The sequence below is a fragment of the Shinella sp. GW835-FHT14H05 genome (assembly GCF_058793575.1).
Map to the genome: position 1 here is coordinate 48407 of NZ_JBXAFY010000008.1, position 22441 is coordinate 70847.

18 protein-coding genes are annotated in these 22441 nt (G+C 62.4%); 3 read left to right on the plus strand and 15 right to left on the minus strand.

From position 1 onward, the window contains the following. Positions 1-10 precede the first annotated feature (10 nt). Both AC1Q6Z_RS22455 and AC1Q6Z_RS22460 read right to left on the minus strand, forming a co-directional pair. Positions 11-2773, minus strand: a complete 2763-nt coding sequence (locus AC1Q6Z_RS22455; RefSeq protein ID WP_492649338.1) for a molybdopterin-dependent oxidoreductase — start codon at positions 2771-2773, stop codon at positions 11-13. After that, the gene (locus AC1Q6Z_RS22460; protein ID WP_492649339.1) at positions 2770-3591 is read right to left on the minus strand and encodes an FAD binding domain-containing protein; all 822 of its coding nucleotides are present in this window, start codon (positions 3589-3591) and stop codon (positions 2770-2772) included. The genes AC1Q6Z_RS22455 and AC1Q6Z_RS22460 overlap by 4 nt, the downstream gene beginning before the upstream one ends. A 212-nt stretch (positions 3592-3803) precedes the next feature. Between AC1Q6Z_RS22460 and AC1Q6Z_RS22465 the strand changes: the two genes are divergently transcribed. Then, positions 3804-4706, plus strand: coding sequence for a LysR family transcriptional regulator (locus tag AC1Q6Z_RS22465; protein WP_439618271.1), 903 nt, complete (start codon positions 3804-3806; stop codon positions 4704-4706). A 338-nt stretch (positions 4707-5044) separates the two neighbouring features. On the opposite strand, the gene AC1Q6Z_RS22470 is transcribed toward AC1Q6Z_RS22465, so the two are convergent. Next, positions 5045-5872, minus strand: a complete 828-nt coding sequence (locus tag AC1Q6Z_RS22470; protein ID WP_492649340.1) for a helix-turn-helix transcriptional regulator — start codon at positions 5870-5872, stop codon at positions 5045-5047. Positions 5873-5972: 100 nt separating this feature from the next. Here AC1Q6Z_RS22470 and AC1Q6Z_RS22475 point away from each other — a divergent pair, with 100 nt between their 5' ends. Then, positions 5973-6872: an SDR family oxidoreductase gene (locus AC1Q6Z_RS22475; RefSeq protein WP_492649341.1), complete on the plus strand. Its 900-nt coding sequence runs from the start codon at positions 5973-5975 to the stop codon at positions 6870-6872. Positions 6873-6970: 98 nt separating this feature from the next. Here AC1Q6Z_RS22475 and AC1Q6Z_RS22480 read toward each other — a convergent pair whose 3' ends face one another. Next, entirely contained in the window at positions 6971-7624 is a 654-nt protein-coding gene (locus AC1Q6Z_RS22480) for a hydrolase (RefSeq protein ID WP_492649342.1), read from the minus strand. Between the two features lie 152 nt (positions 7625-7776). Between AC1Q6Z_RS22480 and AC1Q6Z_RS22485 the strand changes: the two genes are divergently transcribed. Beyond that, positions 7777-8670 carry a LysR family transcriptional regulator gene (locus tag AC1Q6Z_RS22485; RefSeq protein WP_492649343.1) on the plus strand — a complete coding sequence of 298 codons (894 nt, stop codon included), beginning with the start codon at positions 7777-7779 and terminating at the stop codon, positions 8668-8670. A gap of 264 nt (positions 8671-8934) precedes the next feature. On the opposite strand, the gene AC1Q6Z_RS22490 is transcribed toward AC1Q6Z_RS22485, so the two are convergent. The 11 genes from AC1Q6Z_RS22490 to AC1Q6Z_RS22540 all read right to left on the minus strand — a co-directional run bounded on the left by AC1Q6Z_RS22490 (position 8935) and on the right by AC1Q6Z_RS22540 (position 22096). Next, entirely contained in the window at positions 8935-9939 is a 1005-nt protein-coding gene (locus AC1Q6Z_RS22490) for a glycoside hydrolase family 3 N-terminal domain-containing protein (protein ID WP_492649344.1), read from the minus strand. Positions 9940-9972: 33 nt separating this feature from the next. Continuing rightward, positions 9973-10755 (minus strand): DeoR/GlpR family DNA-binding transcription regulator, encoded by a 783-nt coding sequence (locus AC1Q6Z_RS22495; RefSeq protein ID WP_492649345.1) that lies wholly within the window; start codon positions 10753-10755, stop codon positions 9973-9975. Beyond that, a complete protein-coding gene (locus tag AC1Q6Z_RS22500; RefSeq protein WP_492649346.1) occupies positions 10752-11381 on the minus strand; it encodes an HAD family hydrolase in 630 nt (209 codons plus the stop codon). Before AC1Q6Z_RS22500 ends, AC1Q6Z_RS22495 begins: the two co-directional genes overlap by 4 nt. A gap of 97 nt (positions 11382-11478) precedes the next feature. Next, complete coding sequence (locus AC1Q6Z_RS22505) at positions 11479-13128, minus strand: GMC family oxidoreductase (RefSeq protein ID WP_492649347.1); 1650 nt, start codon at positions 13126-13128, stop codon at positions 11479-11481. Next, on the minus strand, positions 13125-14627 hold the full coding sequence (locus AC1Q6Z_RS22510; protein WP_492649348.1) for a GMC oxidoreductase: 1503 nt from the start codon (positions 14625-14627) through the stop codon (positions 13125-13127). Before AC1Q6Z_RS22510 ends, AC1Q6Z_RS22505 begins: the two co-directional genes overlap by 4 nt. Positions 14628-14635: 8 nt before the next feature. Next, positions 14636-15739, minus strand: a complete 1104-nt coding sequence (locus AC1Q6Z_RS22515; RefSeq protein WP_492649349.1) for an ABC transporter ATP-binding protein — start codon at positions 15737-15739, stop codon at positions 14636-14638. 4 nt (positions 15740-15743) lie between these two features. Continuing rightward, positions 15744-16619 (minus strand): carbohydrate ABC transporter permease, encoded by an 876-nt coding sequence (locus AC1Q6Z_RS22520; RefSeq protein WP_492649350.1) that lies wholly within the window; start codon positions 16617-16619, stop codon positions 15744-15746. Then, positions 16612-17505: a carbohydrate ABC transporter permease gene (locus AC1Q6Z_RS22525; RefSeq protein ID WP_256120208.1), complete on the minus strand. Its 894-nt coding sequence runs from the start codon at positions 17503-17505 to the stop codon at positions 16612-16614. Before AC1Q6Z_RS22525 ends, AC1Q6Z_RS22520 begins: the two co-directional genes overlap by 8 nt. 69 nt (positions 17506-17574) lie before the next feature. Beyond that, a complete protein-coding gene (locus AC1Q6Z_RS22530; RefSeq protein ID WP_256120207.1) occupies positions 17575-18822 on the minus strand; it encodes an ABC transporter substrate-binding protein in 1248 nt (415 codons plus the stop codon). A 63-nt stretch (positions 18823-18885) separates the two neighbouring features. Then, entirely contained in the window at positions 18886-20199 is a 1314-nt protein-coding gene (gene hisD / locus AC1Q6Z_RS22535; protein WP_492649351.1) for a histidinol dehydrogenase, read from the minus strand. A 94-nt stretch (positions 20200-20293) separates the two neighbouring features. Then, positions 20294-22096 carry a thiamine pyrophosphate-binding protein gene (locus tag AC1Q6Z_RS22540; RefSeq protein ID WP_492649352.1) on the minus strand — a complete coding sequence of 601 codons (1803 nt, stop codon included), beginning with the start codon at positions 22094-22096 and terminating at the stop codon, positions 20294-20296. Positions 22097-22441: the final 345 nt, after the last annotated feature.

Sequence of the window (22441 nt, forward strand, 5' to 3'; positions counted from 1 at the left end):
ATTCCTTTTTTCAGGCAGGTTCATAGACGACCGCCGCGGCGCTCGCTTGCGAAGGCCGCGCCTCTGCGGCGAGCTTGTAAAGCCGATCCGCCTTGAAGGGCGTTGCGTAGAGCCGCACGCCGATGGCGTCTCGAATAGCGTTGCCGAGAGCAGCGGCGACCGGATTGTAAGGGCTCTCGCTCATGGATTTGGCGCCAAGCGGACCTATGCGATCGTACGTGTCGGCGAAATAGACCTCGGCACGGGGGATGTCGGCGAAAGCCGGAATGTGATAGCCGCGGAACGTCGGATTGGTGACCTTTCCCTCTCCATCGATGTTCAGGTCTTCATAGAGGGCCGCGCCGATCGCCTGCGCGACACCTCCTTCCACTTGCCCGCGGCACTGCATCGGATTCATCACCGTTCCGGCGTCCGCCGCGTGGATCGAGCGCAAGATGCGGATTTCGCCATAACGACGGTGGATTGCCACCTCGAAACCCTGGACATTGAAGGCGACCGACCGCGGCGTACCACCGCTGCGCCCCTGCCCCGACAATTTTACGCCTGCCTCCGCAGCAGCGACAGCCAAGACAGGGAGAGCGATGCGACGGCTGCCGGCTATAACGGCACCTTCGCCAAGCTTGCATTCCGATCGCCCGACATTGGCCAAGGACGCTGCAAAATCCAGGATAATGCCGGCAAGATCTTCCGCGGCCTCCCGGGTTGCCGATCCCGCGACCACCGTTCCGGTGCTGCCGAAAGCGCCGGTATCGTGCGAAATATGATCCGTATCCGACTGCTTGATGCGGACGTGGGCCAGCGTCGTTCCAAGCAAGGAGGCGACAATCTGGCAATGTACGGTCGTGGTACCATTGCCGAATTCCGCCGTGCCGGTCTTCAATTCGTAGGTACCATCAGGCAGGAGCGTGACCCGGCTTTCGGCCCGGTGCCCGCGCGGCGGGATCGTGTCGATCATGCCGGCAGCGACACCGCGCCCGACAAGCCAATCGTCCGAAAGATTAGGGGCTGGGCTGCGGGCAAGTGCGGCTTCTACCATGTCGAGGCACTGGTCCAGGCCGTAACTACCGTACTCCACATCATGAGGCCCATCGTCAGCCGATGTCATCGGGTCACCGGGCACAACCACATTTCGCCTGCGGAACTCGATCGGGTCCATGCCGATCTGGCGCGCGATCTCATCCATCGCGGATTCAACCGCAAAATTGCTCTGGCTCAGCCCGTATCCGCGAAAGGCGCCGCTCGGCATTTCGTTGGTATAGACCGCGACGGAATCGACTTTCTTGTTCGGGCAGCGGTAGAGCGCTATGCATTCGCCAGAGCCGTGATACATCACACCCGGCCCGTGATTGCCATAAGCGCCTGTATTGGAAAGCATGCGCATGGAGATGGCGGTCAGCAGACCGTCTTTCGTCGCACCGACCTTCACCGTGATCTTCATAGGGTGACGGCTGGTGGAGGCGGAGAACTGCTCCGTTCGTGTGTACTCGAGTTTTACCGGTCGACCGGTCTTGAAGACCGCAAGTGCCACGATATCCTCGGTGATCATTTCCTGCTTGCCGCCAAAGCCCCCGCCGACGCGCTCCGCAAAGACGCGAACCTTCTCCTGCGGAAGATCGAAGAGCGTGCAAAGGGCATCGCGTGTCAGGAACGGCACCTGCGTGCTCGTTCGCATATTGAGCCGCCCGTCACCATCGAGCCAACCGATAGCTCCATGCGTTTCCAGATGAGCATGTTGCACCCGTTGGATGTAATAGGTGCCCTCGTGGATGGCATCCGCCTTCGCAAAACCTTTGTCGACATCGCCCAGATGCCCATGCAGCTCGGCGACGATATTACGCTGTGGATGGGCGATGCGTGAGGAAAGCGGCTTGTCATGAACGACATGCGCACCCGGCCGTAGGGCTTCTTCGGGATCGAAGACCGCAGGCAGCAACTCATATTCGACAGCGATCAGCTTGCAGGCTGCTTCCGCAATACCCTCGCTGTCAGCGACGACCGCCGCGACACGCTGTCCGATATGGCGAATGACTGGATCCAGCACCAGCGTGTCGTCTGGATCGTCGGTGTACATTTCGTGACGTGCGGTCGAAAAATAGTGATCCGGCGCATCTGCGTGGGTCAGCACAGTCACAACGCCCGGCAGGGCAAGTGCATTGCTTGTATCGATGGAAAGAATACGAGCGGATGGATGCGGCGAGCGCAGGATTTTCATATGCGTGAGGCCAGCAAGATCGCCAACCGGTGCGACATCCATCGTATAGCGCACGCGACCTGTTACCACGCCGGGTCCAGCGGGCGCGGCGAGGTTTCGCCCGCACGCCTGACCCGCACCGACACGCTCGACATGCTTGACGCCCTCAATGGCATCCGCGATTGCGCGATAGCCGGTGCAACGGCAAAGATTGCCCTTCAGCGCCGCGGGAAGATTGCGCCGCTGGGCCTGGTCGAGCGCCGCCGCGGTCATGATCGCACCTGCCGTGCAGAACCCGCACTGGAAACCCTGCGCATCGAGGAAAGACTGCTGAACCGGGTGAAGGTCGTCCGGAGAGCCGAGCCCTTCGATCGTCGTGACTTCCTGGTTCTCTGCCCGAAAGGCCGGCACGAGGCAGCTGTGCACGGGCCGTCCGTCGATGTGAACCGTACAGGCGCCACAATCGCCCGCGTCGCAGCCCTTCTTCACGCCGAAGCAGCCAAGATCCCGCAGGAACGTGCGCAAACACTGGCCCGGCCGCGGGATCGCCTCATGCGTCTTGCCGTCAACGAGATAGGTCATGTCCATTCTCCAAGCTCTTTACGGATTTCCTCCGCGAAAAGGTGCGTCATATGTTGGCGCCAGTCGGGCAGGCCATGAATGTCGTCATAATAGAGCGCGTCCGGAATATCGTTTTCGAGGCGGCGCTCCAGTTCGCGGGCGCTTGGGCAGTGCGGGAATGCGAACTGCACCGGTCGGCGCGTCGAAGCGGTGACCGTGAGCACGAAGCCGCCCTTGGCCGAGAGCGTACCGATGAGAAGCACGCCCGAGCGACCTAGCGGGGTAAGGCTCGCCCGGCGAAATGCCGTCCTGCGTGAAAGCGCCTCCCACGGCAGGTTGATACCGCGCAGAATTTCGCCAGGCCGCAGATCATTGCTCAGTGGCCCTTTTACGAAATCGACGACCGGGACTTTTCGTGCTGAACCATCCGATGACCATATCGTGCAAACCCCTTCGAGCGCTGCGGTCAACGAGATCATGGGGCCGGCCGGCAGGGACATGCACAGGTTGCCGCCGACAGTAGCCATGTTCCAGATCTTGAACGAGGCGAGGAATGAGCGGCAGCATTTGCCGATCAGTCGCGCTGCAGGCCATGCGACAGGTGGCTCGAAAGCATCCAGCGTCGCTACCTTGCAGGTCGCGCTGATCGATAGACCGGCATCGGTTGTTATAAGAGGCTGCCAGTCGAGCAAAGACAGATCCACGAGCCTCTGAAGTTTGGGTTGCGGCTCAGAAAACAACCATGTCCCACCGCCAAGCCATGCATCACCCTCCTGAAATGGCCAAAGTTCGGCGCGGCTCTGCGGCCTGCTGACGGCGTTGATCGTGTTGATATCCAAGGCGAAGACCTCCGGTGAACATTGGCAACGTGAATGTCCTTCATCCGGATTGATCTTGCTATTTCCAATTTAAGAGCGAATTGTTGCCTAAAAGGCATCAATGAACGGAACGTCTCATGCGCACGCCAGAAGCTGCCCCCATTCGGCCATCTCCGCCACGTGAGCGCGCACTGTCCCCTATGCTGCTCGCCCGTATATTTCACCAGCCGGCCATGATCTATTTCCAGACCGCCGCGGAACTGTTGTCCATCCGGGAATGCGCGCGCCGCCTCAACGTCGCCTCGTCTGCCGTATCCAGGCAAATCACCCAGCTTGAGGACGCATTGGGCATGGCATTATTTCAGCGCGAAGGCCGCCGCATCAAGATGACCGCCGCCGGCGAAATTCTCTATAGGCACGTCCGTCGTGTCGCCTCGCCGCTTGAAGCGGCAGTATCGGAGCTCGACATGCTGCGCGGGCTCAAGACCGGTTCCGTCCGTATCGCCACGGTCGAAAGCGTCGGTCTGTCCTTCCTGCCGGCCCTTCTGACGGCGTTTTCGCAGCGTCACCCGACATTGCATCTAAATGTCGAAGTCACGTCCTCGTCCGACGTCGTCTCCCGCCTCATCGACGAAACAATCGACGTCGGTTTCGGCTTTGTGACGGCACCGCCTCGTGAGATCGAAATGGCGGTGCGCCGCGACGTGCGTGTCGGCGCGCTCATGCGACCGGATCACCCGCTTGCCTCTCAGCAAAGCCTTACCCTCGCAGACTGCTTTGCCCACCCTGTTGCCATCGGAACGCGCGATCTCTCCATCCGCCGGGCAATCCAGCCCAATCTCGAAGCGGCAGCAACGGCACGGCCGCCATTACTGGAGGTCGGATCGATCCGCATGCTCGTGGAGTTGGCACAAGCCGGGCATCATATTTCCATCATGACACCAATTGGTGCACACAACGAGATCGGCAGCGGAGCATTGATTTTTCTCCCTCTCACCGATCCTGGGCTTTCGACCAATCGCTTCGGGCTGATGGTCCGAACCGGTGCAGACCTGCACTTCGCCCCTGCCGTCTTCTATGAACATGCAAAAGAGCATTTCCGCAGCCTGGAACTGCCTGGGGCGGTGCTATCCTAGTTTACCCGAAGAGCATCACGCTTTCACGTCGCTCCAGGCCCGAAAGCCGGAGGCAAGCTCGCTCTCAACGGGATATAGTCGGAGACCTCGTAGGCGTCGGCGCCTACGATTTTGGTGAGCGGTGATCCTGAATATCATTTCGGCAAAGGTGTCGGCACGGCTTTGGGATATCTACGAAGATGGGTTTAAATCTCTTCCTGGGCCGTGGTGACGACTTAACGATTTGCGATTCCTCGCAAGGAGCAAATCAGATTCAAGCCTGATTTTTGGGCAAGATCAGTCATGCCTGCCGATAAGGCCCCATTTATCATGGGAGCGGTTGTATCAGGCGCGCTGCCTCAGCGCTGCGCCCCCGAAATCAGCGAGCGAAACTGCTCCATCACCTCAGGGTTCGCTGGACTGTAAACCATCATGTTGAGGTCCGATCTGCCCTCGACCGCAAAATTCGAGAATTCAAGCTCTATCGGCCCCAGGACGGGATGGTGGAGGCGCTTGACGCCGTCTCGGAAACCCGCGATTTCATTGTCCTCCCAGAGCGTCTTGAACTCCGGGCTGCTGGCTGAAAGCTCATCCACCAATTGCTGAATTTCCGCGCCGGCACCTGCCCGCGTGGCATCGGCTCGGAAAGCGGCAACGACATAGCGCGCGACACTCTGCCAATCGTCCTGCGCCGCGCGAACCCGTTCGTCAGAGAACATCATGCGAAGGATGTTGCGCTTATCCTTGGGGAGCTTGGCATAGTCCGTGAGGATCACGGTTGCTGCCGTATTCCACGCCACCACATCCCATGTGGCTGTCCTGATGATGGCAGGGCTGAAAGGCATGGCATCGAGGACGCGTTGGAGCCGCGGGGTAATGCCTTCGGGCTGGCGGTATCGCGCCTCCGGCGGATGGCCGAAAGCGAGAATGTGAAGATGGTCACGTTCGGGCTCGGTCAGCATGAGCCCGCTGGCGATCCGATCAAGCACATGGGCTGAGGGGGCTCCGCCACGCCCCTGCTCCAGCCAAGTATACCAGGTCGGGCTTATGTTCGAGCGCTGGGCGACCTCTTCGCGACGCAAGCCCGGCGTGCGGCGGCGTCCAACCTGGAAGCCGAATATCGCGGGATCAAGCCGCATTCGCCGGTCGCGCAAGAACGTGCCCAGGATATTTTCGGAATCGCTCACGCTGATGATCCTGTTGGTGATTATACCATGATAAAGTCACTACTTTAACAGGACAATTTTTCATGGGATCAGGCGCTACGTCAATATCGGAGACTTTCCCATGCGTGTTTTCCTAACGGGTGCCACAGGCTTCATCGGATCCCGGATTCTTCCCGAATTGCTGGCCGCCGGCCATGAAGTCATCGGCCTCACCCGCTCCAAGGCCGGTGCGGACGCTTTGGCAGCGGCAGGCGCAAGCGCTCATCTCGGAACGCTGGAGGATCCAACCGGCCTCGCGGACGGAGCACGGAACGCCGACGCCATCATCCATACTGCCTTCGATCATGATTTCACGAATTTCGTGGCAAATTGCGAAAAGGATCGCGGTGTCATTGCCGCACTCGGGTCTGTACTGAAGGGGTCGGATCGGCCGCTGCTCATCACGTCGGGCGTTGGCATGGGGGACCCAGGCGACGGTCGGCCTGCCAGGGAAGAGGTTTTCGATGCACATCATTTCAATCCGCGCATCGCGTCGGAACTGGCGGGGCAGGTCTTGCTCGAAGCAGGCGTGAACCTCTCCGTCATGCGGCTCCCGCAGGTGCACGATACCTTCAAGCAGGGCTTGATCTCTCCCTATATCGACATGGCGCGGGAGAAGGGCGTGGTCGCCTATGTCGGGCAAGGCGCCAACCGTTGGGCGGCCGGCCACGTACGCGATGTGGCCAAGCTCTATGTGCTTGCCCTCGATCGCGCCGAGGCAGGTGCCCGTTACCATGCTGTCGCCGAAGAAGGCGTGGCGGCGCGGGACATAGCCGAGGTGGTCGCTGCCGGCCTCGATCTTCCGGTTGTCTCTCTTTCGCCGGACGAGGCGGCACCGCATTTTGGTTGGTTCGCGATGTTCGCCGGGGCGGATATCGTCGCATCCAGTGCCCAGACGCGGGAGAAATTGGATTGGGTGCCGACAGGCCCGAGCCTGATCGAAGACCTGCGGCAGATGGATTATTCCGTGAAGACAGCCTGACGTCCGGCGCGTTAGACATCAATACGAGCAAGGTAAAGCGGATGACGCAGGTCGACGAGCGGTCGGTTGCTCGAAATCCTGGTCATCCGCAGCAAAGATCAGCCGGCGGCGCTGGGCACCGGCGTGTTGAGCAGCTGTTGTTCCCACAAGTAGGCGATGCCGCTGCCGCCAAAGTGCTGGATGAGAATCTCGGTCAGCGCCTCGACATGCTCTGTGCGCGCCCAATCCCGTTGCCATTCGCCGGCGAGCGCCATCACCGTCATCACATTCGCGCCGGCCGTGATCATCCGCTGGATGGCAACCTCGTGAGACTCCTTCGAAATCCCGCCCGACGCATCGGTAATCACGGTCACGTCCCAGCCTTCGCCGGCGGCCTGGATCACAGGCATTGCGACGCAAATCTCGGTCCACAGGCCGGCGATGATCAATTGCTTGCGGCCGGTCGCCTTGACGACATTCACCACATTCTCGTCCTGCCAGGTGTTCACCCATGTGCGATCGATGACGTCCTGACCCGGAAATACGTCGGTGATCTGCTTAAAGAGAAGTCCGCCGCGCGCCGCGATCACGCTGGTGAGAACGGCCGGAACATTGAAGGCTTTTGCGAGCTTTGCCAGCGCTGTCGTGCTGTTAACCACAGCTTGCGGGTCGTGGCTGTTGAGGTTCGCGAGTTGGTAGGGTTGATGGTCGATCAGAACGAGGACCGAGTCTTCCGGGCGAAGAAGCGAATCGAGGCCGTTACGAAGGGTCATCAAGATTTCCTTTCTCTGCCGCCATGGCGGCAATGGGTTCACGGGGGACATTCGCCAATGAGTGACGTCGCCGGAACGCAATTTGCTGTTCCTTTTCGTGATGCGGTAGTGCCATAGTCAGGCAATCTGTGGAGCGAAATGAGGAACGCGGAATGGACATCGAAGACCTGCAGACATTCGTTGCCGTGGCCGATGCAGGGGGTGTATCGGCCGCCGCGCGCCGGCTCGGCGTCTCCAAGTCGATCGTCAGTCGACGGCTCTTTCGGATTGAGGCAGAGCTTGGTGTGCAGCTTCTGGCACGCACGACCCGCGGGGCGGCGCTCACAGAGGCGGGAATGACCTTCAGGGACCACGCGGCCAGGGCCAGCGCCGAGATCGATACGGCGAGAGAAGCGATCCTGCCGACCGGCGAGCTGCGCGGCCGCCTGAGGGTGGCGATGCCGCTCTCGTTCGGCCCGACCCATTTCGCCCCCGTGCTTGCAGAAATGGCGCAGCGCCACCCGCAGCTCCACATCCATGCCGCCTACAGCGATCGATTTGTCGATCTGGTCGCCGAAGGTTTCGATTGCGCGATCCGGGTCGGTTACCTTCAGGACTCCAACTTGATCGCGAAGCGCGTCGGGCCGATCTATGGAAAGCTCGTCGCAAGCCCGACTTACATCAAAACGCACGGTTCACCGGATACGGTGGAACAGCTCGCCGACCATCAGGCCCTCATGCAGGGAACGGAGGCCTGGCAGTTCATGGATGGCGAAAAGGTTGTCACGGTTCAGCCGCAGGGCAGGTTCAAGGCCGACAATGCGACTGCGCTTGCCTCCGCCGCGGCCGCGGGGCTCGGCATCGCCTGGCTCCCCGATTGCATCACACACGACTATGTGGTCTCCGGCGCGCTCGTTCCGGTGATGACAGGCTACCCCCCACCGTCGGCAGGGGCCTATGTCGTCCGACCGCCGGGTAAGCACCCTGCGCGGAAAGTCCGGGTGCTTATCGAAATGCTGATCGCGTATTTCGCTCAAAACCCAGACGTTTGGGGTTTCGACCGTTAAGACCGAAACTTGCAGCGCGCCTTAAGCTCGTCGCTGACATTCTCCCGCCACTCTCCCAAACATCAGCCTCGCCCAGGATGACGAGCACCTTGGGCGACGCGTTGCTCCGTCGGAGCCGCCGGCAAGACGCCGGCACGGCCGATCTGGTCGGAGCGTCGCACCAAAGTTGCTGCCGGCGCGGTTGATCTCCTGCAGCGCACCCATTTCGCCATCGACGGCGGCGGCGACGATACCCTGTTCGGCATCGACCGCGATGTTTTCCTCTTACGAGGCGGCCGCATTCCGCCGCACGCCGGCGGCTGCTTCCGAAAGACGACCCAGAGATATCCGTCCGGATCGCGCCGCCGCGGCAATGCCATCGCATAAGGCATCAAGGTGCGGCCCTCCCCCAACCAAAAGCAGATCGGCTCCCGCATTGACCGAAGAGATGGCGGTTTCAAGCAGCGAGCGGCCGCGCATGGTGGCCGGTGCATCAAGGTCGTCGCTGACGATCAGGCCCCCGAAACCGAAATCGTCGCGCAGCATCGCCATGACTGCCGGCGACGTACTCGCGGCATTTTGCCCGTCGAACGCGGCAACGGGCGCCGGGCCGGTCATGATCGCCTTGGTTCCAGCTTCGATCGCCGCCCTGAACGGCAGGGCATTGTGCAGAATGCGCTCCCGCGGCGTGAGCAGGGAAACATCGACGAGTGCCGGGTCGCCCGCCAGATCGTTGAAGCCCGGAAAATGCTTGGTCACGGCGGTAATGCCGGCGCTCTGGACGCCCGTGACGAAAGCGGAAACCAGCCTTGCCACGGCCTCCGGATAGCTGGCCATCGTGCGGCCCCGCAGCCATGGGTTCTGTCCGTCGATGACATCGGCGATCGGTGCCAGGAACATCGACACCCCGAGTTCACGGGCAGCCGAAGCCGTGATCCGGCACCGCTCGGCAAGCGATGCATCGTCAAGCGCGTGGGCCTCGTCCAGCGAGGGGAGCGGCGGAACCAGTCCCATGAGCCGCTGGATGCCGCCGAGTTCCTGATCCACCGCAACGATCAAATGGGGCGTGACGGATTTCAGTTCTGCGATGCGGGCCTGGAAGACGGCCGGCGTTTCGGCGGCGAGCCTTTCTGCGGACATGGCGCGTGCGACATATTCCGCCCGCGTCTCGCCGATCAGAATGGAACAGCCACCCTTTTCCAGGAAGGGCACCATGACATCCAGCACATCGAGCGTATCGAATGCTGGCAGCAGGATCGCCCGGGCGTCCTCGTCAGGTGAAAAAGCCATCGTCATCTCCGTGATGCAGGATGTTAAGAGGTGTCAGACAATCGTGACATCGACACCGGCCTCGCCGATGGCGGTGAGGATGGCGGTGTCCTTGCTGTCTGTGAAAAGTGCCGAAACGGCGGAAATCCGGGCGACTTCATGGGTTGCGGCCTGGCCGAGCTTGTCGGCGGTCGCCAGAAGAAGAGTCTTGTTCGCGGCCCTGACCATCGTGGATTTGAGGTGTGCATCCTCGAAGTCGTCGCTGCGCAGCATCAGGTCGTGATCGACGCCGCACGTACCGAGGATGCAGTAGTCGGCCCGAACCGCCCGCACGGCATCGATCGCTCCGGCACCGGTCGCGCTGCGGGTCAGCCTGCCCAGGCGGCCGCCGATCATGATCACTTCGGCGAGCGGATGGTCGAGCGCGGCGGCGGCTACATCGACGGCGGTCGTGATGATGCGAATGGAGAGCGCCGGTGAAAGACTGCGCACAAACTGGACGACGGTCGTGCTGGAATCCACCAGCAGCGTCGCGCCGTCCGGGATCGCCGCGGCGGCGGCAAGCCCGATCCGCTGCTTCTCTCCGGCATGCAGCATTTCGCGACGATGGAAATCGAGCGCAGGCGTGACAAGCCGCGCCGCACCGCCGTGAAACCGCTGCACGAGGCCTGCATCCGAAAGGTCGCGCAGGTCGCGGCGGATCGAATCTTCCGAAACGCCGAATTCCTGCGCGAGCCCGGCCGCGAGGACCCGCCCGCTTGCATTGACCTTGTCGAGAATGACAGCCTGCCGCTCCTCCGGGGAAAGCGCCGCCAGTTCCGCCTTGTCCGCGCTCATGCCGTCGCCTCCTCCACATGGGCAAGAAGTCCAAGCGCCGTTAGCCGAGCCTCGAGGGCCTCGGCCGTGCGGAAGTGTTCGGTGTGGAAACCAAGGGCTGCCGCTGCGGCAATGTTCGCCGCGTTGTCATCGATGAAGATGCACTCCTCGGCGCGCACACCCGCCCGCTCCAGGAAGCGGTTGAAGATCGCGGCATCCGGCTTCACCAGCTTCTCCGTGCCGGAAACGACGAGAACGTCGAACAGGCCCAGGAAGGGATAGATGTCCTTCGCCCGCGGGAAAGTCTCGGCCGACCAGTTCGAAATTGCGTGTACTGGAACACCAGCCGTCTTCAGGCGCCGGAGAATCTCGGCCGTCCCGGCGACCTCTCCTCCCAGCATTTCGTGCCAGCGCAGCCAGTAGGCCTCGATCAAGGCGACCCGCTCGGGATGACGCTCGCCAAGCGCGGCGATGCCCTCGGCAAAAGGCCGGCCCGCATCGAACTGCTCGTTCCAGGCCGATGTGCAGACCTCGCTGAGGAAAGCGGACACCGCCGCCTCGTCAGGGAGCAGCTTGCGATAGAGATAGGCGGGATTCCAATCGATCAGGACGCCACCGATATCGAACACCACAACAGTCGGATTCATTTTTGCCTCTTTGTGCATGTATTGATTCTAATTATGCACGAATAGGCGGATATACGCAATAAAAAACACAAAAGAATACGGCGCTTCTCATCACGCCCTACGACCGCAGAAATTCGGCCGCACGCTCGCCGATCATGATGCAGACCGAATTCGGGTTGCCGGAGATCAGCGTCGGCATGACAGACGCATCGGCGATACGAAGCCGTTCAATTCCATGCACGCGCAGTTTCGGATCGACCACCGCCATGTTGTCGCCGCCCATCCGGCACGTTCCGGCAGGGTGAAGCGCCGCGTGCGCATCCTTGACGCAGAAGGCCCTGATATCCTCCCGCGTCTTGAGCGCCGGCGATGGCGCGTGCCGTGCCGCCACGAATTTCGAGATTGCCGGCTGCGCCATGATGTCGATGGCGGCCATCGCACCTTCGGTCATGGCGTCGAGATCGTAGGGATCGTAGAAATAGCGCGGCGCCACGCGCGGGTTCGCCGCCGGGTCGGCGCTAAGGAGTGTGACTTCTCCCCTGGAGCGCGGCCGGATCTGTCCGAGATTGACCGTGCAGCCATTGCCGCCGGGAACCGCATCGACACCCTCCTCGATGCCCGCACCGACGACCATGAAATACTGGATATCCGGGCTCGCCTCGCCCCGGTTGCCCCACCAGAAGGCGCCGCCTTCGATGAGGTTGGAAGATGCGGGGCCGTTGCGGAACAGCGCATAGTTCAGCCCGGCAAGCGCCTTCCAATGCGGCTTCTTGTACTTGTCGTAGCTGTGCGGGCCGTTGAGTTGGTAGACGAGCGAAATCTCGATGTGGTCCTGCAGGTTCTGGCCGACACCCGGCAGGTCGGCGTGCACGTCGAGGCCCTGGCGCCGGATCTGGTCCGCCGGGCCGACGCCCGACAGCATCAGGAGCTTGGGCGTGGCGATCGCCCCCGTCGAGAGGACGACCTCCTGGTCGGCGCGGTACACGACCGTGCGCTTGCCCTTGACACACTCGACACCCACCGCACGCCCGTTCTCGATGAGCACGCGCGTGACCATGGCGCCGGTTTCCACACGCAGATTGCGCCGCTTGCGTGCCGGGTTGAGATAGGCCACGGCAGCGGAGCTACGGCGACCGTTGCGGGCCGTGATCTGATAGAGGCCACAGCCTTCCGGATCGCCGGAGTTGAAATCCGGATTGTAGGGCAGGCCCGCCTGCTGGCATGCCTGGAGCCAGGCGCGGGTCAGCGGATGGATGTAGTCGATATCGGAAACGCCAAGCGGACCGCCGACACCGTGGGCGGCGTTGCAGAAGCGATTGTTGTCCTCGGCGCGCTTGAAGAAGGGCAACACATCGGCATATCCCCAGCCTTCGGCGCCAAGCGCAACCCATTGCTCATAGTCGGCCGGCACGCCGCGAATGTAGATCATGGCATTGACCGAGCTGCCGCCGCCCAGAACCCGGGCCTGCACCATGGTCGGCGTCTCCGTGCGCTCCTGTTCGGCCATCGGCTCCCAGGGAATGCGCTTCAGGAGGTCGCCTTGCGCAGTCTTGTAATAGGCGCCGGGAATGTGGATGTACGGGCTGCGGTCGCGTGGTCCCTCCTCGAGCAGGAGCACGTTGACGGCGGGGTCTTCCGATAGGCGCGCGGCGATGACGCAACCCGTCGAGCCGCCACCGACCACGATATAGTCGAATGTGGTGATCTCGTCCGGATGCCGGGGCGAAATGCCGTAGCGCGCCGATCCCATATCCCGAAGTCCCATCATCGCCCCCTTGAAATGGCGCTGCCGGCCTTGATCGCGAGGGCAGCAATGGTCAGAGCCGGATTGACGGCGGCCGATGTCGGCAGCACGGAGGCATCCGTGACGTAGAGGTTTTCGACATCATGGCTGCGGCAATCGAGATCGACGACCGAGGTTTGCGGATCGCTGCCCATGCGGGCGGTTCCGCATTGGTGCGACGTCGTCTTGCGGCCGAAGGTGTGCGTCAGCACGATCGGGAAACCGGCCTTGCGCATGACCGCGCGGGTCTTGGCAATCAGCGCCTCGTGCGCGCGCATGTTCGAGCGGATCCAGTGCATGACGATGCGATTGTCGCGCACCATCACCCGGCTTTCCGGGTTGGGCAGGTCCTCGCTCGTCAGGAACCAGCCATAGGCGTAGCGCGCGATGAGTTTTGCAATCCACGTTGGCGCCGGAAATGGAAGATTGGCCTTGAGGATATTGCCAGTGATGTGGCCGAGAAGCTGCACGTTGCCGAGCGGCGCGCCGTATTCGTTGTCCGCGTTGTAGAAATCGTTGAAGGCGATGGTCTTCTGGTAGACCGAGGTATTGGCCGCGAAGGGATCGATCGTCAGCATCGCCGTCGTGTTGTGGTTCATGAAATTGCGGCCCACCTGGTCCGAGCCGTTGGCGAGGCCGGTTGGATGCGCCTTGCTTGCGGAGCGCAGGAGAAGCGCTGCTGTCTGGACCGCGCCCGCCGCCACGGCGAAGCGATCGGCGGAAATGCGGTGCTCGATCCCGTCCTTCACATAGACGGCGGCGATGACCCTGCGGCCCGTCTCGTCGGTCTCCAGCCGTGTCACGCTGGCGCCGGTCAGGAGGCTGACATTCTGATGGGCAAGCGCACTTGCGAGCGGCCCCACCTCCGCATCGATCTTGCCGACGCCCGTGTTCGGAAACGCATCCCACCCTGTCTTTGCCCGTTTCAACCAGGCCTCGATATCGATCGAGAGCGGAAGGGCGGCCGGATGGATGCCCGCCTTTTCCAGCCGGCGGCGGACGGCGGCAATCGCCGGTTCGTCAGGAACCTTCGGATAGGCATAGGACGTGTCATGCGGCGGCTCCGTTGGATCCTCGGAAACCGAACCGCGCACTTGGAAAATGCTTTCGGCTGCATCGTACCAAGGCGAAAGCGCCTCGTAGGACATCGGCCAGCCCGGAGATGCGCCGTCCATATGCGGGCGCGGAGCAAAATCCTCGCGGCGGTAGCGATACATGACGGCACCGAAGAACTTCGAATTGCCACCCACATAATAATAGTTGCCCGGAAGGAAACTCTCGCCATCCGTGCCCAGCCATTCCTCCGAAGAGCGGTAGAACCCTTTCTGGAAGATCGCACGGTCATCGCGCGCTTCCGGGCTGTCCTTCAGGTAATCGCCACGCTCCAGAATGACGATCCGCAGGCCGGAGGGGGCAAGGCTGTGTGCCAGGGATGCGCCGCCGATGCCGGAGCCGATGATGACGATGTCTGCGGTCTGGGTCATGATGTCTTTCAGTCGATGCGCGTTTCGGATTCGATGTCGAACAGCACGGTCTTCGATGTGTCGACGGACAGGGCGGCTTCCTGCCTCGCATGGGCCTGCTTGGGCGGAAGACGGGCCGTCACCTCGACGCCGCCAAGCTGGAAGACGGCCAGGGTGTCAGGCCCGGTCGGCTCGACCACGTCGAAGTCGATGGTGAGCGATGGCGGGGCAGCGCCGCCCGTGGCAATCGAGAAGTTTTCCGGGCGGATGCCGACAAGCACCTTCTTGCCGGCGTAGCGCTGCAGGGCCTCCGGCGACAGGGTGATGCCGGCAATGCGTGCCGCCGGGCGTTTGGCGATGTCGATGACGGCCGTCGCCGTCGAGCCCTGCACCTCCAGAACCGCCGGCACGATGTTCATGGCCGGTGACCCGACGAAGCGTGCGACGTAGACATTGGCCGGCCGGTCATAAACGGCCTGCGGCTCGTCGAGCTGCTGCACGACGCCGTCCTTCATGACCGCCACGCGGGTGGCAAGCGTCATGGCCTCGATCTGGTCATGCGTGACATAGACGATCGTCGTGCCGAGGCGGGCATGGAGGCGTTTGATCTCCGTGCGCATGTCGACGCGCAGCTTGGCATCAAGGTTCGACAGCGGCTCGTCGAACAGGAACAGCTTCGGTTCGCGCACGATGGCACGCCCCATGGCCACGCGCTGGCGCTGGCCGCCGGAGAGCTGCGACGGCTTGCGATCGAGCAGATGGTCGATCTGCAACAGGTCGGACGCCGTCTTCACGGCCTTGGCGCGGTCGGCCTGGGTGACGCGCCGGATCTTCATGCCGAACTCGATGTTCTGCCGCACGGTCATCGTCGGGTAGAGCGCGTAGGACTGAAACACCATCGCGATATCCCGATCCTTCGGCGAAAGCTCGTTGACGGTCTTTCCCGCGATGCGGATCTCGCCACCCGAGATCGTTTCTAGCCCGGCGATCATGTTGAGAAGCGTGGACTTGCCACAGCCGGAAGGGCCGAGCAGCACGAGGAAATCGCCGGTTCCGATGGAGATCGAAACCTCCTTCAAAACCTCGAAATGACCATAGGATTTGCGGACGCGATCGATTTCAAGAGTGGACATGGGATCAGCCTTTCACGGCACCGGCCGTCAGCCCGCGGACGAAATATCGACCAGCGACGATGTAGACGACCAAAGTTGGGATGGCGGCGATCATGGCGGCGGCCATGTCGACATTGTACTGCTTGCGACCGGTGGTCACGTTGACGATGTTGTTGAGCGCGACCGTGATCGGGCTGCTCGAACCGGAGGTGAAGGACACACCGAAGAGGAAGTCGTTCCAAATCTGCGTGAACTGCCAGATGCAGGACACGACGATGATCGGAATGGAGGTCGGCAGGATGACACTCCAGAAAATCCGGAAGAAGCCCGCGCCATCGACCATCGCCGCCTTCGTGAGTTCATCCGGCAGCGACACGAAGTAGTTGCGGAAGAACAGCGTCGTGAAGCAGACGCCGTAAGAGACGTGGACGGCGACGAGACCGGGAATGGAGCCGGCGAGACCCAGCAGTCCGAGCGTGCGCGCCATGGGAATGAGGATCGCCTGGTACGGCAAGAAGCAGCCGAAGAGCATGAGGCCGAAAACGAAATTGGCGCCGGGGAACTTCCATTTCGTGAGGATGTAGCCGTTGATCGCGCCGATCCCCGTCGACAGGGCGACGGCCGGGATGACCATCAGCAGCGAGTTGACGAAATAGGGTTTCAGCCCGGTGCATTCGGTTCCGATGCAGGCCTGCGACCAGGCCGCCCGCCATGCATCGAGCGTCACCACCTTGGGAAGGCCGATGAACGAGCCGCCATAGATTTCGTCGAGCGGCTTCAGCGAGGTCGAGACCATGACCCAGAGCGGCATCAGGTAGAGCAGTGCCACGATCATCAGGCAGGTGTAGATGACGATGCGGCCCAGCCGCGCCTTGCCGGATTGCGAAAGTGCTTCAGCCATTGTTCTTCTCCCGCAGCTCGGAATAGAGGTAGGGAATGATGATCGCCGCGACGGTCATGAGCATCATCACGGCACTGGCCGCACCGACGCCCATCTGGTTTCGCCGGAAGGTGGCGGAGAACATGAAGGTCGAGGGCAGTTCGGTCGCCGTTCCGGGGCCGCCGTTCGTCAAGGCCAGCACCAGGTCGAAACTCTTGATGGCGATGTAGCTGAGGAGGACGATCACGCTCAGCATGGCCGGGCGCAGCATGGGAATGATGATCTGCCGGTAGATCAGCGGCAGCGTGGCGCCCTCGATCTGTGCCGCCTTGATGACGGAGTTGTCGATGCCTCTCAGCCCCGCAAGGAAGATCGCCATGGCAAAACCCGAAGACTGCCAGACACCGGCCACCACGACGGTGTAGATCGCCATTTGCGGGTCGGTGATCCAGTCGAAGCGGAAGTCCGTCCAGCCGAGGTCGTTGACCACCCGCTGGATGCCGAGACCAGGATTCATGATCCACTTCCAGGCCGTTCCTGTGACGATGAACGACAGCGCCATCGGATAGAGATAGATCGCCCGCAGCGCTCCCTCGGCCCGGATGTTCTGGTCCAGGAGGATCGCCATCAGCAGGCCCAAGCCCGTGGACAGCGCCAGGAAGAGCGCGGAAAAGATGAACAGGTTGGCGACGGCGGTGTGCCAGCGGGGGGTCGCCCAGAGGCGCACATATTGTTCAAGGCCGACGAAATCGTAGGTCGGCACGAATTTCGACGAGGTGACGGAAATCAGCCCCGTCCACAGGATAAACAGGTAGACGGTGACGATGACGACGAGCAGGCTGGGAGCGACGACGATGCGCGGAAGCCAGGCTGCCAATCGCGATGACATGCGCGTAGAAGCGCTCATGGGTCAGCTCCGATTGCGGGTACGGTGGAGGAGCCGACAGGCGCGGCTCCTCCGGTTGGCAGTTGGGCTTTAACGCGCGTTGTCGATGCCGGAGACCAGCATCTTGACGGCGTCTTCCGAGCTCATGTTGCCGACGAAGAACTGCGCGGCGACGTCGCTGAAGACGGAGGCGAATTCCGGCTTGGCGGCGAAGCCGTGCGTCATAGCGCCCTGCATGCTGCCCTTCTCGATTGCCGCGGCGCGCTCCTGGTAGCCGAGCTTGGCGCAATCGTCGAAGTCGTCGACCGAGACGTCGCTGCGGGCCGGGATCGAGCCCTTGATCAGGTTGAAGCCTTTCTGGACCTTCGGATCCATGATGGTCTCGGCAAGTGCCGTCTGCGCGTTCTGCACGTTCTCGTCCTGTACGGTGAACATGCCGAAGCTATCGATCAGGTACTGGAAGGAGGTCACCTGGCCGGGCGTGGCGAAGCAGTAGAAGTCCTGGTTGGGCTTCAGGCCCTTCGCCAGGAACTCGCCCTTCGCCCAGTCGCCCATGAACTGCATCGCGGCTTCCCCGTTGATGACCATGCCCGTGGCAACCGCCCAGTCGCGGCCGACGAAGTTGTTGTCGACGAGGCCGCGCACCTCGCGCAGCGTGTCGAACACCTTCACCATCTCGGCACTGCCGAGCGCTGCCGGATCGAGATCGATCGCCGTCTTCTGGTAGAATTCCGGTCCGTTGACGTCCGACAGGAGGGCGTCGAAAATGATCCCGATCTGCCACGGCTCGTCACCCATCGCGACGGGAACGATACCCTTCTCCTGAAGCGTCTTGCCGGCCGCGATCAGCTCCGCCCAGGACTTCGGAACGGCAATGCCGGCATCGTCGAAGATCTTCTTGTTGGCCCAGACCCAGTTCTGGCGGTGCATGTTGATGGGGGCTGCAATGAAGGCATCACCCGATGTCACGAAGGGCAGGAGCTGAGGGGCAAGCGCTTCACGCCAGCCGCCGGTCTTGGCGAGGTCGTTCAGGTCGCGAACGACGCCCTGCTCCGCCCACTGAACGCCTTCCCAGCCAAGAAACTGCATGGCGCCCGGCGGGTTGCCCGCCGTGAGGCGCGAGCGCAGCGCCTGCTGCGCATTCGCGCCGCTCATGCCGCCAACGGCGGAATCCTTCCACGTAAACCCCTTGGCCTCGAGCTCCTTGCGAATGACGTTGAGCGCGTCCACCTCGCTTTGCGAGACCCAATGGTGCAGAACTTCGATCTCGCCTTCCGCACGCGCCGCAACGGGCACGAGCATGGTGGCGGCAAGAACAGTGGCAATAAACTTCGACATGACGTTGGTCCTCTCTGGTTGAGTTTTTTAGCGCGGCCCCTGTCGGGCTCTTGTGCGTGGTCGTTAAACGGGGTCTGCGGGCATCGCGTAGCCGACGTTGCGGCCGCCGTAGCGGCGGACACGAATGTTTGCCTGCTCGGCATGCCCGGCGAAGCCTTCCATCAGGCAGAGCCGCGAGCCGTAGGCGCCGATCATCGCGGACGCCTCGTCGGTCAGGACCTTCTGGTAGGTGCAGGTCTTCAGGAATTTTCCGACCCAGAGGCCGCCGGTGTAGCGGGCCGCCTTGTTGGTCGGCAGCGTATGGTTGGTGCCGATCACCTTGTCGCCGAAGGCAACGTTCGTGCGGGCACCCAGGAACAGCGCGCCGTAGTTCTTCATGTTGGCGAGGAAGTAGTCCGGATCGCGGGTCATGACCTGCACATGTTCGGACGCCACGCGGTCGCCTTCCGCCAGCATCTCCTCGATGGTGTCGCAGAGGATAATCTCGCCGAAATCCTCCCACGCCTTGCCGGCGACCTCGGCCGTCGGGAGGATCGCGAGCAGGCGCTCGATCTCAGAAAGCGTATCGCGCGCCAGCTTTTCCGAATTGGTGATGAGAATCGCTGGCGAATTGACGCCATGCTCGGCCTGGCCGAGGAGGTCCGTCGCCACCAGTTCGCCGTCGACGCTGTCGTCGGCGATGATCAGCGTTTCCGTCGGGCCGGCGAAAAGGTCGATGCCGACGCGGCCGAAGAGCAGCCGTTTTGCTTCTGCCACATAGGCATTGCCGGGGCCAGCCAGCATGTCGACCGGATCGATCGTTTCCGTGCCGTAGGCCATCGCGGCGATCGCCTGTACGCCGCCGATGCAGTAAATCTCATCGGCGCCGGCAAGCGCCTGCGCCGCAACGATCTTTTCGGCAATCTTGCCCTGGAAGGGCGGTGCGCAGGTGATCACCCGCTGGCAGCCGGCGACACGCGCCGTCAGCACGGTCATGTGGGCGGATGCCAGCAGCGGATATTTGCCGCCCGGCACATAGCAGCCGACATTCTGGATCGGCACGTTCTTGTGGCCGAGCACGACGCCCGGCAGGGTCTCGACCTCGACGTCCTTCAGCGCGGCCTTCTGGACCTCTGCGAACCGGCGGATCTGATCCTGCGCAAAATCGAGGTCCTCGCGCTCCCGGGCCGTGAGCGCGTTGATGCAGCCCGCGACCTCATCCTTCGTCAGCCGGTAGGATTCGCGATCGAACTTGTCGAACTGCACGGAAAGTTCGCGAACCGCCTTATCGCCGCCATCCCTGACTTTTGCGAGAAGTGCCTCGACCGCCTTGGTGACCGCGCTGTCGGTTCCGCCGTCGTCGATGGGAGCCTTGGCTGTTTTGATGTGCCGGATCATGACAAAGTCTCTTCGTTCACGGCCGCCGTGGGCGCCGCGCTATCAAGGATCTTGGGAGGGCAAGGGAGGCTCAGGCCTCCCCTGCTCGCGATGTCTAGAGGTGCTGTTCGCGGGCGCGCATCTCTGCGTGTGCGGCCTGCTCCTTCTCGTAGTAGGCCGGCGACGGGAAGTCCCACCAGCCGGTGGCGAAGGGACCGGCGGCATCGCGCGAGACGATCACTTCGACGAGGGCCGGACCGCCGCATTCGAGCGCCGCCTTCAGGCTGCTTTCGAGGTCCTCGTCCTTCTCCACCTTCCACGCCTGAAGGCCGAAGGCCTTGGCGGAGGCCGTGATGTCGGCGGAATAGGGCGCGCCGTTACCGGCGTGGTGGTTGAACTCGGAGGCGATGTGGCGGCCCATGAACTTGCGCTGTCCGCCGCGGATCGACATGTAGCCCTGGTTGTTCAGCACGAGGAACACGACATTGATGCCGTTCATGACGGCCGTGCCCATTTCCGGCAGCGACATCATGAAGTCACCATCGCCGACGATGGCGACGACCTGCCGGTCCGGGCAGGCGAGCTTGGCGCCAAGCGCTGCCGGCACCGCCCAGCCCATCGGCGAATAGGAACCGGAGGTGAGATGCGTACGGGGTTCGTAGATCGGGAAGCTCTGCTTGACCGAGCCCTGCGTATTGCCCGAGCCGACGACGACGATGCCGTTTCGATCGAGCACCTTGCGAAGCGCCATCAACGGGCGCTGCGAGGTGAAGGGCGTCTCGCGGCTGTTTTCGCGCGGCTCGACCTGGGCGCGCCATTCGGCCTTGGCCTTCTGCACGTCGGCGAGGAAGGTCTCGCGACGCGAAAGCATCTTCTGCGAGTCCGCATCGGAAATCAGCGAGAGAATCGCCTCCAGCGTCACCTTGGCATCGGCGACGATGCCGACTTCCGTCTCGTAGTTCTTGCCGATCTCGCGCGGGTCGAGGTCGATATGGATGAGTTTGGCCGAGGGGATCGAGAAGGAGACGCCCTTGGCATAGGAGGAGGCCGACCAGTCGGTGAAGCGGCAGCCGACCGAAACGACGACGTCGGCCGATGCGGTGATCTTGTTGCCGCAGGTCGTGCCCGTCTGGCCGACGGCGCCGATGAACAACTGGTGATCTTCGGAAATGGCGCCCTTGCCGTTCCAAGTGATCGAGACGGCGGCACCGAGCTTTTCGGCAAGGCGCGTCAGTTCTGCCGATGCATTGGCCGTGATCGCGCCGCCGCCGGCAACGATGACCGGGCGCTCGGCGGAGAGAAGAACCTTCAGCGCGGCTTCAATGGCCTTCGGATCCGGATAGGCGACGCCGACCGGCAGGCGCTTGCCGAGCGGATGGATGGTGACATCCGCCGCCTCGACCTGAACGTCCATCGGGACTTCGACATGAACCGGACCCGGGCGGCCCGTCAGCAACTCGCTGAAGGCACGGTGCATAATGCTTGGGAGGACCTGCACCGAATTGGCCTGCCAGGCGCGCTTGGTCACCTGCTCGGTGATGCGCGGAAAGGCATTGTCCTGCTGGCGTTCCAGCTCCTGCATAGTGCCGTGGCCATGCATATAGGTCTGGGGCGAGCCGGAAACGTAGAAGAGCGAAGTGGAATCGCAATAGGCGGTTGCAAGGCCAATGATCGTGTTGGCCGCGCCCGGACCGACCGAGGTGGAGCAAGCCATCGGCTTGCCGCAGGCGCGGTAGTAGCCGTCGGCCATGTGAACCGCGCTCTGCTCGTGCATCACCTGGATGAAGGGGATTTCCGATCCCTCCTGCAGGAACGCGTCGAACAGCGACCAGATGCCGTGGCCGGGCACGCCCGCCACATATTCGACGCCATATTCCTTCAACGCTTTCGCGACGACTTGACCACCTGTCAGCTTCATTGATCGACCCTCTGAAATCTCGTTATCTTGTGAGCAGGACGGGGACGCCCTCCAGCGATAGGCTTATTCTTCCGCCGAGCGGGGCAAACTCGCAAGTTCGCAGCCATCGAAACACTGACGCGAGATGACGCACTTCAAAAGCAGTTTTGCGTCAGGGTTCATGATCGCGACGGCCGCGCCGCCGCCGACGCGGTCAATTTGCAGCGGTCCGCTGGCATCCCGGTGGCGAGCGGCAGGTGATCCAGAACAACGCCCTCCTTCGCAAAGTGAAGCTGGAGCCGCGCCATCATGCGAATAAATTAATTCCGGCGCGCACTTTTTTCGCGGCGCGCGCTATGGCTTTCT